This is a genomic window from Streptomyces lydicus (genome assembly GCF_004125265.1).
Classification (GTDB): domain Bacteria; phylum Actinomycetota; class Actinomycetes; order Streptomycetales; family Streptomycetaceae; genus Streptomyces; species Streptomyces lydicus_C.
In genome coordinates this window covers 535477-553183 of the sequence record NZ_RDTE01000003.1, presented here as the reverse complement: position 1 = coordinate 553183, position 17707 = coordinate 535477, and the positions used below count along the sequence as shown (strand labels likewise).

Genomic DNA, 17707 nt, shown 5'->3' with positions numbered 1-17707 from the left:
AGCCCCAGGGGAGTCCGCTGTGCGCATTCTGCTCATCGCCGGCGCGTTCAACAGCCTGACGCAGCGCGTCCACGCGGAACTCGGAGAGCGCGGACACCACGTGGGCGTCGAGCTGGTGACGCGTGAGACACCGCTCCTGGAGGCCGTACGCCGGCACGCCCCGGACCTGATCGTGGCACCGATGCTCAAGACGCCCGTGCCCCGCGAGGTGTGGTCGGCGTACACCTGCCTGATCGTGCATCCCGGACCCGTCGGCGACCGCGGCCCGTCATCGGTGGACTGGGCGGTACACCTGCGCGCCACCACGTGGGGAGTCACGGTCCTCCAGGCCAACGACGAGATGGACGCCGGCGACATCTGGGCCACGGCCGACTTCCCCGTACCCGGGGTGGGCAAGAGCGACCTGTACCGCAACGAGATCGCCGATGGTGCGGTCGAGGCGGTCCTGACGGCCGTCGCCCGTGTGGCCTCCGGGACCCACCGGCCGCAGCCGCAGGCCGCCCTGGCCGACGCCGCGCAACCCGGCCGCCCCCGGCCGCCCTTCCATCAGGAGCTGCGCCGCATCGACTGGCGGTCCGACCCCACCGACGCCGTCGTACGCACGCTGCGTGCCGCCGATTCGCAGCCCGGCGTCCGCGATGAACTCCTCGGCGAGCGCTGGTACTTGCACGGCGGCCACCCCGAGGACACCCTGACCGGCCGGCCCGGTGAACTGCTCGCCACCCGGGGCGGCGCGATCTGCCGGGCGACGGCCGACGGCGCGGTATGGATCCCGGAACTGCGGGCGCCCCGCGCGCCGGGGGAGCCCCGCACTCCCAAGCTGCCCGCCACGCTGGCGCTGGGGGACCGCCTCCCGCGGCTCCCGGAGCTCCCGGCCCCGCTCGGCCCCGGCGCCGACGGGCCCCGCACCTGGAGCGACATCCGCTACCGCGAGGACGGTCCGGCCGGCTTCCTGGAGTTCTCCTTTCCCGGCGGTGCGATGAGCACCGACCACTGCTGGCGCCTGCTCGCCGCCTACCGCCACGCCTGCGCCCGGCCGACCTCCGTGCTGGTCCTCGGCGGCCGCCGGGACTTCTTCTCCAACGGCATCCATCTCCATGTCATCGAGGCCGCCGACGATCCCGCCGAGGAGTCCTGGGCCAATATCAACGCCATGGACGACCTGGTGCACGCCGTCCTGACCACCACGGACCGGCTGGTGGTCGCCGCGCTCGGCGGCAATGCCGCGGCGGGCGGGGCGATGCTGGCCCTCGCCGCCGACGAGGTGTGGTGCCGCTCGGCCGTGGTGCTCAACCCGCACTACCGGCTGATGGGGCTCTACGGTTCGGAGTACTGGACCTATACGCTGCCCGGCCGGGCAGGCCCCGAGGCGGCCGGGCAGCTGATGGCCCGCGCCCTGCCGATGACCGCGGCGGCCGGTGCGCGGCTGGGCCTGGTCGACCGGATCCTCGACTGCACCGCGCAGGATTTCGCCGCACGGACCGCCCGCCTCGCTCTCCGGCTGGCCTCGGCGCCCGCCACCCAGGCCCGTATCGCCACGAAGAAGGCGTCCCGGGAACGCGACGAGGCCGAGCGGCCGCTCGCCGCCTACCGGGAGGAGGAACTGGCCCGTATGCACCGCACCTTCTTCGACCCGGACGAGCCGTACCACGCCCTGCGCCGGGCCTTCGTACGCAAGGAGCCCGCGGCCGGAGCCCTCGCCCACCTGAACACCTCACCGGCCGGGGGCTGACCGTTCCTCCCGGATCGTCGCTCCCGGCCCGTGCCGTGAGCGCCGCGTGAGTGCCGCGGGAACGGCGGACGGGCCGGGTCTGCGGGCCGGCTGCGGGCCGGACCTCCCGGCCGGGCCGGTGGCGGTTGCGGCGGTGCGTCAGTCGCAGCCGTCGGCCTGTGCGGCCGGCAGGTACTTGTAGCCGATGCCGAAGACCGTGCTGATGGTGTTGCGCAGGCCCGGCCCCAGGCGCCGGCGCAGACGGGCGATGTGGACATCGACGGTGCGGGTGCTGGACTGGCAGTTGGGCCAGACGGCCTCCATCAGCTGTTCCCGGGTGAAGGCGCGCCGGGGGTGCAGCACCAGATGGGCGAGCAGATCGAATTCCAGCCGTGGCAGATCGAGTTGGCGCCCTCTGATGAAGACCGTCCGGGCCGCGGTGTCGATGTGGACCGGGTCCGCCAGGGTCCGGCCGGCCGGGGACTCCTCGGGGTGGGGCGGTTCCTCGCCCGGCGGCGCGAGAATGATGTGGACCTCGTCGGACGGCAGCCGGTGCACCGATACGGGTTCCAGGTCGTGCAGGGTCAATTGCCACTTTCCGTCGGGTAGCCGGTCGACCGCCAGGGGTGGCTCTTCGCCGGGCCCGGCTGTGCGCGGTCGGACGACGTCGGCGTCCGGACGCAACGCAAGCGGGGTCGTCGAGGAGTTCATTAACATGATCTGGGCCCATTCCTCTTGCAAAGCAGGCGTGTACGGACAGACATGGCGGTGCTCGACGTTCAGGGATGCTGAGGTGCTACGCAGCGATCGCGAGGCGGTCCGGTGGTCGTGCGGGGCGGTGGCCAGACACTTGTGGTGCAGGTGCGCCCATCGGGGGCGATCGCTCCGCTCGTACCGCAAGAACGCTCGCTCCCATGCCCGTACCCAGCCGTGACGTGGTGTGAAGTCACGGCCTCCGGTCCAGTCGAACGCTACATGTAATCGCGTGCTTCCGGAAAGTAGCGTCCGCTAATTCGGTTGCTCTTGAGCCGACTTCGTGTTGGGGCGGCGCCCGCCCGGACGGCGGGCCGGCCCGTGGCTTCCGGGTGCCCGCTGTTCCGGTGCGCAAGCACGTCGGGAGTTCACCGACCGTTGATGATTCGGGGGCGCTCGTGGCGCCGCGCGGGCCGGGTGACCGCCGCCGCGGTGACGGTGCGGGGTGGGTGCGGAGCGGGTCGCACCCTCTCAGGGGTGAGGGGTGCGCTCGCCGGGCCGGGCGCATGCCCGTTGATCCCGGCTCCCGGGCCGCCCTGACCCGCATGGCCGGAAAACCTCCTTGAACTGGCCGAGAGTCGAGGGGGGTGTTCGGTGTTCAGGGAAGTAGCGGATACGGAGGGGTAGCCGACCGTGATGTCCGTTTGTGAAGGTGCTGTGGGCATGTGAATATGCCAAATAAATGCACGGTGATGAACAGGAGTGCAAAGCAAGGAGGTTCGGAAGGTTGGCCGAGAAGTTGTTTCCTTTTCAATCTCACCGAGACTAAAAGGTGCGGAACCAGATATTCCAGGCGGCTTGTTTTCGCGGAGAGTTGGGGTGAGTAAGGTGTGGCTCGCTGTCACTTGACCGGTGGCAGGGTCCGGCTGAATTCGGCGCAGCCGGAATGCGGTGTGGGGGATGACGCCTTCGTGACCGGGAGGGGACCATGGCGGCCGGCTCTTTCGAGGGACAGTACGTGTGGAGTCCGGCTGCCAATGACCGGGCGCTGGCGCACGCGTGTATGGATGTGCGGGCCGGACGGTACTTGAGCGCGCACGAAGTTCTGCGGGAAGCCCGCGAGGATTTCGAGGTACGCGCCCACCGCTCCCTGGTGCTGGCGTCCGTGGCGGCCGACTCGGATCTGGCCGAGCGCTGGCTCGCCGAGGAGCCGGGACCGGAGGCGGCGCTGTTCTGGGCCCGGGTGGCGATGCTCCGTGCGCTGCGGATGGCCGACGCCGGTGACCGGCGGCAGGGCGCCCTGGCCCGGATAGCGCGGTCGGCGTGTGAGCGGGCCGCGAAGCTGCTTCCCGAGGACCCCACGCCCTGGGTGGCGCACCTCGCGCTGACGCGCCTCGACCGCCCGCAGGACCCGGCGCCGCAGGGGCTGCTGACCGCTCCGGCCGGGCCCTGGTACCTCTTCGCCCACATCCTCCGGCTGGACCCCTGGCACCGCGAGGCGCACCACCGCTTCCTGTCCTTCTTCTTCACCCGCTACGGCGGTTCGTCCAGCGCGAGCTGGGACGTTGCCGCGTTCCTGAGCCAGCGGGCCCCCGCCGTCTCACCGCTGCGGCTGCTGCCGCTGGTGGCGCTGGTCGAGGACTACAACCCGTCCGAACTGCTCGCGGACCACACCTGGGAGCGGCCCCAGTGGATCTCGGCGGCCCTGGGCGTCCACCGCAACTGGTTGCCGCAGGTGGCCGGTTACCGCTTCACGCCGGTGCTGGATCTGGCGTATCTGGCCCACGCGCTGTACATGGCGAAACGCGAATTCGAGGCACGGGAAGTCTTTACGGCCATGGGCCCGTATGCCTCACGCATGCCCTGGAGCGCATTCGGTGATCCCGAAGAGCAATTGACCAGGGCCAGACGCTCCTGCGGACTCCCCGTTCCCCATGGCGGCTGATTCCTGAGGAGGCCCGAGTCGTACCGAATGGCACCGCAAAAGGCCCGCCCCTTCCGCTCCACCCTTCGGGATCGACCCGGTCCCATCTCCCTTCGGTTCCCCCCAGAAAGGTTGCGGTTGTGTCCGAGCGTACGTCCCCAGCTCGCTCGAAAACCCCCCACGCGGCAGACCCCTTCACCCTCGACGATGACGCCACGCTCCATGCCATGGGCTATCCGCGGAAACTCACCCGCCGATTCCGCGCGTTCGACAATTTCGCCATTTCCTTCACCATCATCAACATCATCTCCGGGATCTTCTCCTCTTTCGGCTTCGGTATGAACGCCGGCGGTCCGCGGGTTCTGATCTTCGGCTGGGTCGGCGTATCGGTCATGGTGCTGTTCGTCGGTGCCGCGATGGGCGAGATCGCCTCCGCCTACCCGACCAGCGGCGCGCTCTACTTCTCGGCCGGCAAGCTGGCCAAGCGGCATCAAGGCGCCTGGTCCTGGTACACGGGCTGGCTGAACTTCGTGGGCCAGGTCGGCGGCACCGCCGCCACCAACTTCGCCGCCGCCACCTTCATCCAGGCGTTCGTCTCCATGCAGTGGCCGTCCTACGAGCCGACACCCCAGCAGACGGTCGGTATCACCGCGGCCATCCTTCTCGTCCAGGCACTGGCCAACACCTATACGGTGCGGCTGGTTGCCGTGGTGAACCGTATTTCCGTGTGGTGGCTGCTGATCGGCATGGTGGTGATCGTCGGAGCGCTGGCGCTGATCCCCGGTCATCACCAACCGCCTTCGTTCGCCCTGCACTTCGTCAACAACACCGGCTTCACCCATGCGTGGTACGGCGGAATGCTGGGGCTGCTCGTCACCAGCTGGACCTTCACCGGGTTCGACGGCAGTTTCCACATGTCTGAAGAAACGGTGAAGGCCACCGTCAATGCCCCCCGGGGCATCATGCGGGCGATCAGTTACTCCGCGATCACCGGACTGATCCTCATGCTCGCCCTGGTGTACGCGATCCGTGACTACGGCCATGCCGCGAGCGCCGAGGCGCCGCCGGTACAGATTCTCGTCGACGCGCTCGGCCAAAGCACCGCCGAGTTCCTGCTGTTGATCGTTATCGGCGCCATGCTCTTCTGTGGTCTCGCCAACATGACCAGCAATACCCGGCAGATCTTCGCCTTCTCCCGGGACGGGGCGATGCCCGGCTCCCGTTGGTGGCATTCGGTGTCCGCGCGCACCCGTACGCCCGTGAAGGCCGTCTGGCTCGCCGCGGCCTGCCCCCTGGTGCTGGTGCTGCCCGGCTGGTGGTCCCACACCGCCTTCACCGCCGTGGTGAGCGTCAATGTCGTCGGCCTGTTCCTCGCCTACGCCGTACCCATCTTCCTGCGGTTGCGGCTCGACGACTTCCAGGCCGGACCGTGGAACCTCGGCCGCTACGGCAAGCCCGTCGCGGCGGTCGCCGTGGCCTGGATCCTGATCAGCAATGTGCTGTTCATGCTGCCCCAGGCGTCCCCGATCACCCCCGCCTCGTTCAACTACGCGCCCATCGCCCTGGCGGTGGTCCTGGTCATCGCCACCGTCTGGTGGTTCGCCACCGCCCGACGGCGCTTCCAGGGTCCCGTGAGCTACGGCCGTCCCGACGAGGTTGCCGCGATGGACCTGATCTAAGGACGGCGACCACATCCCTGGAACGTCAGGGAGCCCGCCGCCACCGGCCACCGGTGGCGGCGGGCTCCCTCAGTCGGGGCTCCCTCAGTCGGGGCTCCCTCAGTCGGGGCTCCCTCAGGGGCCTCAGGGGCCGACCGTGCCGTCGATGGCCTCGCGGAGGAAGTCCGCATGGCCGTTGTGGCGGGCGTATTCATGGATCAGGTGCAGCATCACCAGGCGCAGGGAGACATCTTCACCCCAACGGGGCTGGTAGCCCGTGACATCGAGCGATGCCGCCTCCCGCTCGATGCGGCGGGCGTGTGCCACCTCGGTCTGCCAGGCGTCGAAGGCTTCCTCGCGGGTTGCCGTGCTCGCGTCGTACGCCACCTGGTAGTCGCCCTCGGCCGACCAGACGAGCGGAATGTCCTCACCGGCGATCACCCGGCGGAACCAGGTGCGCTCCACCTCTGCCATGTGCCGTACCAGGCCGAGCAGGGAGAGTGTGGACGGCGGGCTCGACCGGCGCCGGAGGTCCTCGTCGGAGAGGCCGTCGGTCTTCATGGCGAGCGTGGCGCGGTGGAAGTCGAGGTAGGACCGCAGAGTCTCCCGCTCGCCCGCGCGGACGGGCGGCGAGAGGCGTTCGGTGGTCACGGTGGATTCCTTTCCGCACCGAGTCCCCGGGGACTCGGCGGGTGGGCGGGGCGGCAGGGCCGGGTGATGTCACGGGCGGCCGCGGTCGAAGGGGATCTTCCCGGGCGCCGGAAGCCGCCGCAAGCGGTTTACCGGACGGCGCGGTGGCAGCGGGCCACGGCACCGCTCGCGGGCCGGGCACTCCTCCCTGCCCGGCCCGCTCGGTCAGCCGTCAGCCGTCAGCCGCCGACCGTGAGCCGTCAACCACCAGCCCTCAGCCCTCAGCCGTCACGGCAGATACCGCTCGATGGCGCCGGGTCCCTCCTCGGCCATCAGGCGCCTGGCCCATTCCAGGCTCGACGGGGTGGGTTCGCGCCCGGAGGCCTTCACCAGGTCCTCCGGGTCGTAGGGCCGCTCGCTACCGGTGTACAGCTCGACCGGGCGCCGCTCGGCCGACGTGTCACTGCCATTGGACGTCACAGGTCCTCCTCTGTCCGCGCCCGCCGGGTCGCCGGGACCTCGCTTGGTTCCATCATGGGACCGCCTCCCAGCACCCGCACGCCATGCGCCCGGCCGATCCCGGCCGGACCTCCTCAGGCCCGTCGTCCGGCCGGGCGCGGGGCCCCGGGATAGTGCGGCGGAAAAGCCTGTTCCGTCCAGATCGTCTTGCCGTACGGCGTGTAGCGCGTGCCCCAGCGCTGCACCAGTTGCGCGACGATGAACAGCCCCCGCCCGCCCTCGTCGTCGCTGGCGCTGTGCCGCAGATGGGGCGAGGTGTGACCGGTGTCCGACACCTCGGTCAGCAGGGTCCGGTCGCGCAGCAGCCGCAGGTGCAGCGGCCCCGACGCATGCCGTACGGCGTTGGTGACCAGCTCGCTGACCACCAGTTCCGTCGTGTAGGACAGTTCCTCCAGGCCCCACTCCAGCAGCTGTCCGGTGGCCCGCTCGCGGGCCTTGCCCACCGCGGCGGGCTCGGCGGGCAGTTCCCAGGCCGCCACCTGCCGGGCGTCCAGCTCACGGGTGCGCACCAGCAGCAGGGCCGAGTCATCGACGGCAGGACCGTCCGGCAGCAGCTCCGCCAGCGTGTGGATGCACAGCTCGTCCAGCGGCCGGCGGTGATCGCTCAGCACCCGGCCCAGGATGGCCAGCCCCTCGTCGACGTCCCGGTCGCGGCCCTCGACCAATCCGTTGGTGAACAGCGCGATCAGGCTGCCGGCCGGCAGCTCGATCTCCAGGGATTCGAACGGCAGGCCGCCGAGGCCCAGTGGCGGACCGACCGGCAGGTCCGGGAAGTACAGACCGTCCTCCGCATCGACGACGGCCGGCGGCAGATGCCCGGCCCGCGCCATGGTGCACCGCCGCGACACCGGGTCGTAGACCGCGTAGAGGCAGGTCACGCCGGTGGCCACATCGTCCGGGCCGGCGTCGGGGCCGACCGTGGCGGCCCGCTCTTCCGTGGTCTGTTCCACCAGGTCGTCCAGCCGGCTCAGCAGCTCGTCGGGGGACAGGTCCAGCCGGGCCAGGGCGCGTACGGTCGTCCGCAGCCGCCCCATCGTCACCGCCGCCTGGAGGCCGTGGCCGACCACGTCACCGACGACCAGGCCGACCCGGGTGCCCGACAGACCGATGACGTCGAACCAGTCGCCGCCGACTCCGGTCCGTTCGTCGCTCGGCAGGTAGCGGTAGGCCAGATCGACGGCGGACTGGGCCGGCAGATGCTGCGGCAGCAGATTGCGCTGCAGGGTCAGCGCGGCGGTGTGCTCCCGGGTGAAGCGGCGGGCGTTGTCCAGGCACACCGCCGTCCGGATGACCAGCTCGTCGGCGAGCTCGATCTCCCCTCTGTCGAAGACCGACGGGGCGGTGCGGAGGAAGGTGACCAGCCCCATCAGGGCGCCGCCGGCCCGCAGGGGCACCACCATGGTGCTCTCTTCGCGCACCGTGCCGCCGGAGGACAGGCTGCGGTACTGCGGCGAGCCGGGCGGGTACTCGATGTGGTGCGGGCCCTGCACGGGACCGTCCGGTGTGTGATCGGCGGTGCGGGTGGCCACCCGCACCAGGGCCGGCAGGGTGCCGTCGACGGCTTCCGGCTCCCCGCCGTTCAGCACGGACCGCATCAGGTCGACGATGACCATGGAGGCGAAGGCCGGCACCGCCACCTTGGTGATCTCCCGCGCGGTGACGGTCATATCGAGCGTGGTGCCGATCCGGGTGCCGGCCTCCACCAGCAGGTTCAGCCGGCGCTGCGCCTGGTAGCGGCCGCTGATGTCGAAGGCGTCCTCGCACACCCCGAGCACCCGGCCCTGGGCGTCCTGCAGCCGGTAGTAGGAGCAGGACCAGACGTGATCGGACCCCGGGTCCGAGGGCTGCTGGCCGACGAAGTGCAGATCGAGGACCGGTTCGCCGGTGTCGAGGACCTGACGCATCACCGCGTCGAGAGTGCGCGGATACCCCTCGGTCACAAACTCGCCGTCCGGGTACAGCTCATCGGCCCGGGCGCCGAGGAATTCGTCCACCGGCAGCCCGATCTCCCGGGTGTACGCACCGTTCGCCCAGATCAGCCGCAGTTCGGTGTCGTAGATGCCCAGGCCCACCGGAGACTGGGTGGCCAGGCCGTGCAACATCGCCTGGCGGGACTCCCACATCCGGTGCTCGTCCAGCTCGGCCGCCACCAGGACACGAGCCGGCTGCGCATCCGCGGTCCCGGACACCTCGGCGGCCTCGCGGACGTCGGCGAGCGGGCAGCTCGTGACGGCCATCCGCAGCAGCCGGCCGTCACGGTGCCGCAGCGTGTGTGCCTGACTGCCGCTCGGTGAGGCCTCGGACGCGGGGGAGGCCGGTCCCGGACCGGCCGGCATCAGCGTCTCCACGGGGCGCCCGATGATCTCCTCCGGGGTGTACCCGAGGAGCCGCTGGGCCGCCGGGCTCCACCCGATGATGCGGTCCTGGGCGTCCAGAACCGCTGTGGCCGCCCTGGTGACGTCGAGGGGACCACGGAAATCGGCGCTCTCCACCGCGTTCCATGCGTTCATGGCATCAACCCAGCCCGGTTCAGTATTTACAGCATCGAGCCTGATCAAGAGCGGCACAACTGCGCTGCCGCCCGGGGACGCGCCCTTGGTGCGGCCCTGCCCCGTCGCTGGCAGAGTGGGAAGGGGCGCTGAGCAACAGGAGGCAGATGTCATGTCGGCCCATGGCCCGGCCACTCCGGTACGTGGCGCTCCGTGCTGGGTCAGTCTGATGGCGCGCGACCTGGAATCCGCGCAGGATTTCTACTCCGCCGTCCTGGGCTGGCGGTTCCGCCCGGCCAGCCTCGGTGAGGAGTTCTCCGTCGCGGTGTCCGACGGACAGCCGGTCGCCGGCATCGGTGCCCTCGCCCAGAGCTTTCAGGTCGCCGTGGCCTGGACCTCCTACTTCGCGGTGGAGAACGCCGACGACACCGCCGACCGGATCCGCGAGCGAGGGGCGACCGTCGCCGTCGGCCCGCTCAAGATCGGCCCCGGCCGCGCCGCCCTCGCCGCCGATCCCGACGGCGCCACCTTCGGCTTCTGGGAGGGCCAGACCCTGGCGTGGTCGGTGGGACGGGGTGCCGCACCCGCCCTGCTCGAACTGCGCACCCGGGACGGGTTCGCGGCCGCCATCTTCTATGCGGAGGTCTTCGGCTGGGCCTCCGGGGAGCCGGGCGGCTGCGATGTGACCTATGAACACGACCAGGTCCTGGTGCGGGACGGTCGGCACACCGTCGCGACCCTGCGGGGCGGCGCGGTGGAGTCCGCCCCGGACCCGCGGGTGCGCCCCCGCTGGCACGTCCATTTCCCGGTCCGCGAGATCGAGAAGGTGACGGCCGCCGCGGTGTCCGCCGGCGGAACCGTCACCCCGGTGACGCCGACGCCGGACGGGAAGGGCCAACAGGCCGTGATCCGTGACCCCGACGGCGGCCTTTTCACCGTCGTTTCTTACTGAGGTCTGGTCCCGCTTGAGGTCTCCTCCGGCCTGAGGCCTGAGGCCCGAGGCCTGTTCCGGTTGGTGGCTTCCACGCTCAACGGCCCCGCCCGCCTGCGTAGTTGCAGGGGACGGGGCCGAGGGCACAGAGGGATCCCGGGGATCAGGGGATCAAGGGCCCGGAGGTCAGTTCATCCCGTCACCGCTGCCGCCGGCTCCCGGGTCCTGGGCACCCGTACCGGGGTCCTGGGCACCGGCACCGGCGTCTCCCGCGCCCGCGCTTCCGGCATCCCCGGCTCCGGCGCTTCCGGCACCGGCGTCGCCGGCTCCGGCACTTCCGGCACCGGCGTCGCCGGCTCCGGCGCCACCCGCTGCGGCGTCACCGCCACCCGCTGCGGCGTCACCGCCACCCGCTGCGGCGTCACCGCCACCCGCTGCGGCGTCACCGCCACCCGCTGCGGCGTCACCGCCACCTGCTGCCGCGCCACCGCCACCGGCTGCGGCACCGCCGCCACCTGCGGCACCGCCGCCGCCCGCTGCCGCGTCACCGCCGCCCGCGCCGCCGCCTCCGGCGCCGATCTCGGCTCCCGTGGCCTTGAGTGCGTCGGTGACCGGCTGGAAGAAGGTCTCGCCGCCCGCGGTGCAGTCGCCGCTGCCGCCGGAGGTCAGCCCGACCGCCGAGTCGCCGGAGAACATCGAGCCGCCGCTGTCGCCGGGCTCCGCGCAGACATCGGTCTGTATGAGGCCGTTGACGATGTCGCCGTTGCCGTAGTTCACCGTGGCATCGAGGCCGGTGACCGTGCCGTCGTGCAGGCCGGTGGTGCTGCCCGAGCGCTGCACCTTCATCCCGACGGCGGCCTCCGCGGCCTTGGTGATCTTCTGGGTGGTGCCGTCCCCCTTGTCGACGGCGCTCTCCGGCTTGGCGCCCTTGTCGTCGTAGGTGACCAGCGCGAAGTCCGTCTTGGGGAACTTGGAGTCGGACACCGTGCCCAGCGGCTGGCTGCCGCCCTGGTCGGCCGTCCAGGTCTTGGAGTCGTTGCCGCAGTGACCGGCCGTCAGGAACGCCGGTGCGCCCTTGACTGTGACATTGAAACCCAGCGAGCAGCGGGCATTGCCGCCGAAGATGGCGCTGCCGCCGACCGGCCCCGCGGCCTGCCCGCCACCGGCCCCACCGGCTCCACCGTCACCGCCGGCACCGCCCGCGGCCTGACCGCCGCCGCCGGCCGCTCCGGCGTCACCACCGCCTGCCGCGCCCGCGTCACCACCGCCCGCCGCGCCGGCATCACCGGCACCGCCCGCCGCCTGCCCGCTGCCGGCCGCGCCCCCCGCCGCACTCCCCGCGTCCCCGCCGTCGTACCGCTTGAACTCGCCCTGAGACCGCTTCACGGTGACCATGCCTGCGCCCATGCCACTCGTGGCCTTGTTGAGCGTGGCCATCTTTGCGCCGGTAACGGTTCTGTCGGCGAGCACCACGATCTTGTTGGTCTTCGGGTCGATCGACCACGCGGTGCCGGGCACCGAGGCGGAGTCCCGCAGGGTCTTCGCACCGGCCTTCAGCGCGGTCATGCTGTTGTGCACGACCTTGGCGACGGCGCCCTTGGCCGTGACGCTCTTGGCGTCGTCCTCCGAGAGCACGTTCATGACCAGGTGGCCGTTCGCGCCGTCCAGGTACCAGCCGGCGCCCTTGTCCCCCAGGTCCGCCTTCAGGGACGCTGCCAGCTGCGTGGCCGAGTGGGCGCTGAGTGTCTTCGGGGCCGCCGGCTGGTCCGTGCTCGCGTTGGCGTTGGGGAGCAGGATCGCTGCGGCCGCGATGGCAGCCGCAGCGGCGCCGACGACCACGCCGGTCCGCTTGTTCACATGTCGGTGGCTCAATTCACTGACCTCCAGGGACGCACAGGAACGGGGCACACAGGCGACCGCGGTGCGTCGCGTCAGCACCTGTGTGTTGCTGCCACCCAGTCCTACGTAGCCCCGTGCATCCGGGTCTCACGGCCACTCAAGCTGTGATGAATTCCGACGCTTGCGGTGGCGAACGTTTACACTCCCGCACCGGCCGCGCGGCCGGGTGCACCCTTCCGGGCGATCTGCCCGATCACCTCACCCGGACCACCGGCACCGCCCCCGAGCTGCGCATTCGTCGGCACAGCCGGCCTGGAGCGGCGCGTGACCGCCCTCACGTCCGGGGCCGTGCACCCCGGTGCCCATGGGGCGTAAAGGGCAACTGTGACCGTGCTTAAGAAATCCTCGATGGACCCGGCGGCCGTCGTAGGGAAGATTTCCTGACGAAGATCGGGTGGCCGGGTACGGGCACCCGGCAGGGTCACACTCAGGTACGGGAGCCGTTGCGGTGAAGGCACTGGTCAAGCAGAAGGCGGAGCCGGGTCTCTGGCTCATGGACGTGCCGGAACCGGCCGTCGGCCCGGGCGATGTCCTGATCAAGGTGCTGCGCACCGGCATCTGCGGCACCGACCTGCACATCCGCGCATGGGACGGCTGGGCCCAGCAGTCCATCGGCACCCCGCTGACGATCGGTCATGAATTCGTCGGCGAGGTGGTGGCCACCGGCCGCGATGTGGCCGAGGTCAAGACCGGCGATCTGGTGAGCGGCGAGGGGCATCTCGTCTGCGGCAAGTGCCGCAACTGTCTGGCCGGCCGCCGCCATCTGTGCCGTGCCACCGTCGGTCTCGGCGTCGGCCGGGACGGCGCGTTCGCCGAGTACGTGGCGCTGCCCGCAAGCAATGTGTGGGTGCACCGCGTCCCCGTCGACCTCGATATCGCCGCCGTCTTCGACCCCTTCGGCAACGCCGTGCACACCGCGCTGTCGTTCCCGCTGGTCGGCGAGGATGTGCTGATCACCGGCGCCGGGCCGATCGGCATCATGGCCGCGGCCGTCGCCCGGCATGCCGGGGCCCGCAATGTCATGATCACGGACGTCAGCGAGGCGCGCCTGGCACTGGCCCGCAAGGTCGGGGTCAGCCTCGCCCTCAACGTCGCCGAGTCGACCATCGCCGAGGGCCAGCGCGAACTCGGGCTGCGCGAGGGCTTCGACATCGGACTGGAGATGTCCGGCCGGCCCGAGGCGATGCAGGACATGATCGCCAACATGACGCACGGCGGCCGGATCGCCGTCCTCGGCCTGCCCGCAGAGCAGTTCCCCGTGGACTGGTCCCGGATCGTCACCTCCATGATCACGATCAAGGGCATCTACGGCCGGGAGATGTTCGAGACCTGGTACGCGATGTCCGTACTGCTCGAAGGCGGTCTCGACCTCGCGCCGGTGATCACCGGCCGCTATGCGTACCAGGACTTCGACGCCGCCTTCGACGACGCCGCCAGCGGCCAGAGCGGCAAGATCATCCTCGACTGGACCGCCTGAACCCCCGGCTCCGCCTCCCTCCTGCGCGCCCCTTCGCACCGCGCGCCCGCTTCCCCCGACTCCTGGAGACACCCTGATGTTCGACTCCGTACGCGATGAACTGCGCGGCACCCTCGACGAGATCCGCGCCGCCGGCCTGCACAAGCCCGAGCGGGTCATCGGCACCCCGCAGTCCGCCACCGTGGCGGTGACCGCGGGGGGCAACCCTGGTGAAGTGCTCAACTTCTGCGCCAACAACTACCTCGGCCTCGCCGACCACCCCGAGGTCGTCGCGGCCGCCCACGAAGCGCTCGACCGCTGGGGCTACGGCCTCGCCTCGGTCCGCTTCATCTGCGGCACCCAGGAGGTCCACAAGGAGCTGGAACAGCGGATCTCCGGCTTCCTCGGCCAGGAGGACACCATCCTCTACTCCTCCTGCTTCGACGCCAACGGCGGTGTCTTCGAGACCCTGCTCGGCCCGGACGACGCGGTCATCTCCGACGCCCTCAACCACGCCTCCATCATCGACGGCATCCGCCTGTCCAAGGCCCGCCGCTTCCGCTACGCCAACCGCGACATGGCCGATCTGGAGCGTCAGCTGAAGGAGGCCGGCAGCGCCGGCCGCAAGCTGGTCGTCACCGACGGCGTCTTCTCCATGGACGGCTATGTGGCCCCGCTGCGCGAGATCTGCGACCTGGCCGAGCAGTACGGCGCCATGGTGATGGTCGACGACTCGCACGCCGTCGGCTTCGTCGGCCCCGGCGGCCGCGGCACCCCCGAACTCCACGACGTGATGGACCGGGTCGACATCATCACCGGCACCCTCGGCAAGGCCCTCGGCGGCGCCTCCGGCGGCTATGTCGCGGCCCGCGCCGAGATCGTGGCCCTGCTGCGCCAGCGCTCGCGCCCGTACCTCTTCTCCAACTCGCTCGCCCCGGTGATCGCCGCCGCCTCGCTGAAGGTGCTCGACCTGCTGGAGTCGGCCGGTGACCTGCGCGACCAGTTGCACGCCAACACCGCGCTGTTCCGTTCGCGGATGACCGAGGAGGGCTTCGACGTCCTCCCGGGCGACCACGCCATCGCCCCCGTCATGATCGGCGACGCGGCCGAGGCGGCCCGGATGGCGGAGCTGCTGCTGGAGCGCGGCGTCTACGTCATCGGCTTCTCCTACCCGGTGGTCCCGCAGGGCCAGGCGCGGATCCGGGTGCAGCTGTCCGCCGCCCACTCCACCGCGGACGTCCACCGCGCGGTCGACGCCTTCGTCGACGCGCGGTCCGCGCTGGGCGCCTGACGCCCCGGGCCGGGCGCCCGACGCCGGGCACCGGCGGGGCCTGCGAAACTGGGAGCATGATCGAAGCACGACGGCTGCACATTCTCCGTGCGGTGGCCGACCACCGCACGGTCACCGCCGCGGCCGCCGCGCTCTATCTCACGCCCTCGGCGGTCTCCCAGCAGCTCGCCGCCCTGGAAGCGGAGACCGGCCACCGTCTGGTGGAACGCAGCGCCCGCGGCGTCCGGCTGACCGCCGCGGGCGACATCCTGCTCGCCCACGCCAATGCCGTCCTCGCCCAGCTGGAGCGCGCCGAGTCCGAGCTCGCCGCCTACGGCTCGGGCGAGGCCGGCACGGTCACCGTCGCGGCCTTCGCCACCGGTATCGGCCTGGTCGTCGCGCCCGCGCTCACCGCGCTCACCCGCACCGCGCCCGGCATCCGGGTCCGCGTCCAGGACGCCGAGGGCGACGCCAGCCTGCTGATGGTCCTGGACCGGCAGGTGGATGTGGCGGTCGCCGTCGAATACCGGGGCGCGCCCCGCGCCGACGACCCGCGGCTGACCCGGGTCCCGCTCTACGCCGAACCGTTCGACGCCGTACTGCCGCCCGGCCACCGCCTGGCCGGCCTGCCGCAGGTGGCCCTGGCCGATCTCGCCGAGGACCCCTGGATCGGCCCCTACCCCGGCAACCCCTGCCACGATGTGGTCGTCCTGGCCTGTGAATACGCCGGTTTCGAGCCCCGGCTGGAGCACTCCTCCGACGACTTCCGGGCCGTGGTCGCGCTCGCCTCGGCCGCCGCGGGGGTGGCCCTCGTCCCCCGCTCGGCCCTGCGCGACATGGACCTCACGGGGGTGGTGGTCCGCCCCGTCGACGATGTCGCCCCCACCCGCCGGGTCTTCGCCGCCGTACGCCGCGGCGCCGAGGAACACCCCTTGCTCCGCCCGGTGCTGGCCGCCCTCAAGGAGACTGCGGCGCCGCAGGGGTGAGGCCACCGCACGGCCCGGTTCACCCGCACGGCCCGGTTCACCCGCACGGCCCGGTTCACCCGGATGGCCATGCCTGCGAGGACGCGTCCGGCATGCCGTGGCGGACCGGTCGTGACAGGCTCGGCACGGCGGCGGCGGCGAGGGAGGCGAGGCGATGTCAGCCGGCTCCACCGGCCCGGCGGGCGAGACGTCCGCCACCGTGTACCGGGACCCCTACGCACTGGTGCGCACCCGCGGATATCTGAAACTCCTGCTGGTGGCGGCGGTGGTCGGCTTCCCGGTCTGTGCCGTCGCGTTCGGCTTTCTCGCGCTGGTCCACGAGCTGGAACCACTGATCTACACGGACCTGCCGCGGGCGCTGGGCCTGGCCGGGACACCCCTGTGGTGGCCGGTCCCGATGCTCGTGGTCGCCGGCCTGCTGGTCGGCCTGGCCATCCGTCACCTGCCGGGCAACGGCGGCCATGAGCCGGCCGACGGGCTGGCGCTCAGCGGTGCGCCCCCGCTCTCCGCACTCCCCGGCATCGTGTTCGCGGCGCTGGCCTCCCTCAGCTTCGGCGCGGTGCTCGGCCCCGAGGCGCCGCTCATCGCGCTCGGCGGCGGGCTGGCCGCGGGCGCCGCGCGGCTGCTGGGCCGGGGCCTGAACGCGCAGAGCGTCGCCGCGGTGGGCGCCGCGGGCAGTTTCGCGGCGGTGAGCGCACTGCTCGGCTCCCCGCTGCTGGGCGCGTTCCTCCTGATGGAGGTGGCGGGGCTGGGCGGCCCGATGCCGGTGATGCTGCTGGTGCCCGGCCTGCTGGCGGCGGGGATCGGCGCGCTGGTCTTCACCGGGCTGGGGGACTGGACCGGACTCGGTACGTACTCCCTCGCGCTGCACGACGTCCCCCAGGCCGCCGGGCCGACGGTGCCGGAGTTCGGCTGGGCCCTGGTCATCGGCGTGGCCGCGGCCTTCGCCGCGACCGGCGTACGGCGGCTCTCGCTGTTCCTCAAGGGGCGGGTGGTCCGCCACCGGGTCCCGGCCACGATGCTGATGGGCCTGGTGGTGGGCGCGCTGGCGGTGGCGTTCGCCGGGATCACCGGCAAGCCCGCCACCGAAATGCTCTATTCGGGGCAGTCGGCGCTGGGGTCGCTGTTCCGGGACAGCGCGGGCTACTCGGTGGCGGCGCTGCTGCTGCTCCTCGTGTGCAAGGGCCTGGCGTACTGCGCCTCGCTGAGCGCCTTCCGGGGCGGGCCCATCTTCCCCGCGCTGTTCCTCGGCGCGGCCGGCGGTGTCGTCCTGTCCCACCTGCCCGGCCTCTCGCTCACCCCGGCCTTCGCGATGGGCGTGGGCGCCATGTGCGTGGCGATGCTCCGGCTGCCGATGACATCGGTGCTGCTGGCCACCCTGCTGCTGGGGAAGAGCGGTCTGACGGTGATGCCGCTGGTGATCGTCGCCGTGGTCGTCGCCTATGTGGTGGCGCTGCGGCTCACGCCCGCCACCGGCGCTCCGGCCGGCGGCACTCCCGCCGCCGGCGCTCCCGAGCCCGCGCCGCACCCCGCCTGACGGC

General features: G+C 71.6%; 13 protein-coding genes. 8 read left to right on the top strand and 5 right to left on the bottom strand.

Annotation, left to right across the window (positions count from 1 at the left end; translation table 11 throughout):
- Positions 1 to 19: 19 nt before the first annotated feature.
- Entirely contained in the window at positions 20 to 1732 is a 1713-nt protein-coding gene (locus D9V36_RS05145) for an enoyl-CoA hydratase-related protein (RefSeq protein WP_129292713.1), read from the top strand.
- A gap of 138 nt (positions 1733 to 1870) precedes the next feature.
- Here the strand turns inward: D9V36_RS05145 and D9V36_RS05140 are convergent, their stop codons facing one another.
- The gene (locus tag D9V36_RS05140) at positions 1871 to 2422 is read right to left on the bottom strand and encodes a winged helix-turn-helix domain-containing protein (protein WP_129292712.1); all 552 of its coding nucleotides are present in this window, start codon (positions 2420 to 2422) and stop codon (positions 1871 to 1873) included.
- A 970-nt stretch (positions 2423 to 3392) separates the two neighbouring features.
- Between D9V36_RS05140 and D9V36_RS05135 the strand changes: the two genes are divergently transcribed.
- Together D9V36_RS05135 and D9V36_RS05130 are read left to right on the top strand one after the other, a co-directional pair.
- Entirely contained in the window at positions 3393 to 4349 is a 957-nt protein-coding gene (locus D9V36_RS05135; RefSeq protein ID WP_206739599.1) for a hypothetical protein, read from the top strand.
- Between the two features lie 206 nt (positions 4350 to 4555).
- Positions 4556 to 6007 (top strand): amino acid permease, encoded by a 1452-nt coding sequence (locus D9V36_RS05130; protein ID WP_129298195.1) that lies wholly within the window; start codon positions 4556 to 4558, stop codon positions 6005 to 6007.
- A 123-nt stretch (positions 6008 to 6130) separates the two neighbouring features.
- On the opposite strand, the gene D9V36_RS05125 is transcribed toward D9V36_RS05130, so the two are convergent.
- The 3 genes from D9V36_RS05125 to D9V36_RS05115 form a co-directional block, all read right to left on the bottom strand.
- A complete protein-coding gene (locus tag D9V36_RS05125; RefSeq protein ID WP_129292711.1) occupies positions 6131 to 6637 on the bottom strand; it encodes a DinB family protein in 507 nt (168 codons plus the stop codon).
- A gap of 267 nt (positions 6638 to 6904) precedes the next feature.
- The gene (locus D9V36_RS05120) at positions 6905 to 7096 is read right to left on the bottom strand and encodes a hypothetical protein (RefSeq protein WP_129292710.1); all 192 of its coding nucleotides are present in this window, start codon (positions 7094 to 7096) and stop codon (positions 6905 to 6907) included.
- Positions 7097 to 7209: 113 nt separating this feature from the next.
- The gene (locus D9V36_RS05115; protein WP_129292709.1) at positions 7210 to 9645 is read right to left on the bottom strand and encodes a SpoIIE family protein phosphatase; all 2436 of its coding nucleotides are present in this window, start codon (positions 9643 to 9645) and stop codon (positions 7210 to 7212) included.
- 151 nt (positions 9646 to 9796) lie between these two features.
- Between D9V36_RS05115 and D9V36_RS05110 the strand changes: the two genes are divergently transcribed.
- Positions 9797 to 10576 (top strand): VOC family protein, encoded by a 780-nt coding sequence (locus D9V36_RS05110; protein ID WP_129292708.1) that lies wholly within the window; start codon positions 9797 to 9799, stop codon positions 10574 to 10576.
- A gap of 165 nt (positions 10577 to 10741) precedes the next feature.
- Here D9V36_RS05110 and D9V36_RS05105 read toward each other — a convergent pair whose 3' ends face one another.
- The gene (locus tag D9V36_RS05105; protein ID WP_129292707.1) at positions 10742 to 12412 is read right to left on the bottom strand and encodes a S1 family peptidase; all 1671 of its coding nucleotides are present in this window, start codon (positions 12410 to 12412) and stop codon (positions 10742 to 10744) included.
- A gap of 490 nt (positions 12413 to 12902) precedes the next feature.
- Here D9V36_RS05105 and tdh point away from each other — a divergent pair, with 490 nt between their 5' ends.
- The 4 genes from tdh to D9V36_RS05085 all read left to right on the top strand — a co-directional run bounded on the left by tdh (position 12903) and on the right by D9V36_RS05085 (position 17703).
- Positions 12903 to 13931, top strand: coding sequence for an L-threonine 3-dehydrogenase (gene tdh / locus D9V36_RS05100; protein ID WP_129292706.1), 1029 nt, complete (start codon positions 12903 to 12905; stop codon positions 13929 to 13931).
- 76 nt (positions 13932 to 14007) lie between these two features.
- Positions 14008 to 15201, top strand: coding sequence for a glycine C-acetyltransferase (locus D9V36_RS05095; RefSeq protein ID WP_129292705.1), 1194 nt, complete (start codon positions 14008 to 14010; stop codon positions 15199 to 15201).
- Positions 15202 to 15257: 56 nt separating this feature from the next.
- The gene (locus tag D9V36_RS05090; RefSeq protein ID WP_088796280.1) at positions 15258 to 16166 is read left to right on the top strand and encodes a LysR family transcriptional regulator; all 909 of its coding nucleotides are present in this window, start codon (positions 15258 to 15260) and stop codon (positions 16164 to 16166) included.
- A gap of 154 nt (positions 16167 to 16320) precedes the next feature.
- The gene (locus D9V36_RS05085) at positions 16321 to 17703 is read left to right on the top strand and encodes a chloride channel protein (RefSeq protein WP_129292704.1); all 1383 of its coding nucleotides are present in this window, start codon (positions 16321 to 16323) and stop codon (positions 17701 to 17703) included.
- The last annotated feature ends 4 nt before the right edge of the window (positions 17704 to 17707 follow it).

Excerpts from the sequence above, each read along its gene's own strand:
- D9V36_RS05115 (WP_129292709.1), bottom strand. The coding sequence starts at position 9,645 with ATGAACGCATGGAACGCGGTGGAGAGCGCCGATTTCCGTGGTCCCCTC.
- D9V36_RS05090 (WP_088796280.1), top strand. The coding sequence starts at position 15,258 with ATGATCGAAGCACGACGGCTGCACATTCTCCGTGCGGTGGCCGACCAC.
- D9V36_RS05095 (WP_129292705.1), top strand. The coding sequence starts at position 14,008 with ATGTTCGACTCCGTACGCGATGAACTGCGCGGCACCCTCGACGAGATC.
- D9V36_RS05130 (WP_129298195.1), top strand. The coding sequence starts at position 4,556 with ATGGGCTATCCGCGGAAACTCACCCGCCGATTCCGCGCGTTCGACAAT.
- D9V36_RS05085 (WP_129292704.1), top strand. The coding sequence starts at position 16,321 with ATGTCAGCCGGCTCCACCGGCCCGGCGGGCGAGACGTCCGCCACCGTG.
- D9V36_RS05110 (WP_129292708.1), top strand. The coding sequence starts at position 9,797 with ATGTCGGCCCATGGCCCGGCCACTCCGGTACGTGGCGCTCCGTGCTGG.
- D9V36_RS05135 (WP_206739599.1), top strand. The coding sequence starts at position 3,393 with ATGGCGGCCGGCTCTTTCGAGGGACAGTACGTGTGGAGTCCGGCTGCC.
- D9V36_RS05140 (WP_129292712.1), bottom strand. The coding sequence starts at position 2,422 with ATGAACTCCTCGACGACCCCGCTTGCGTTGCGTCCGGACGCCGACGTC.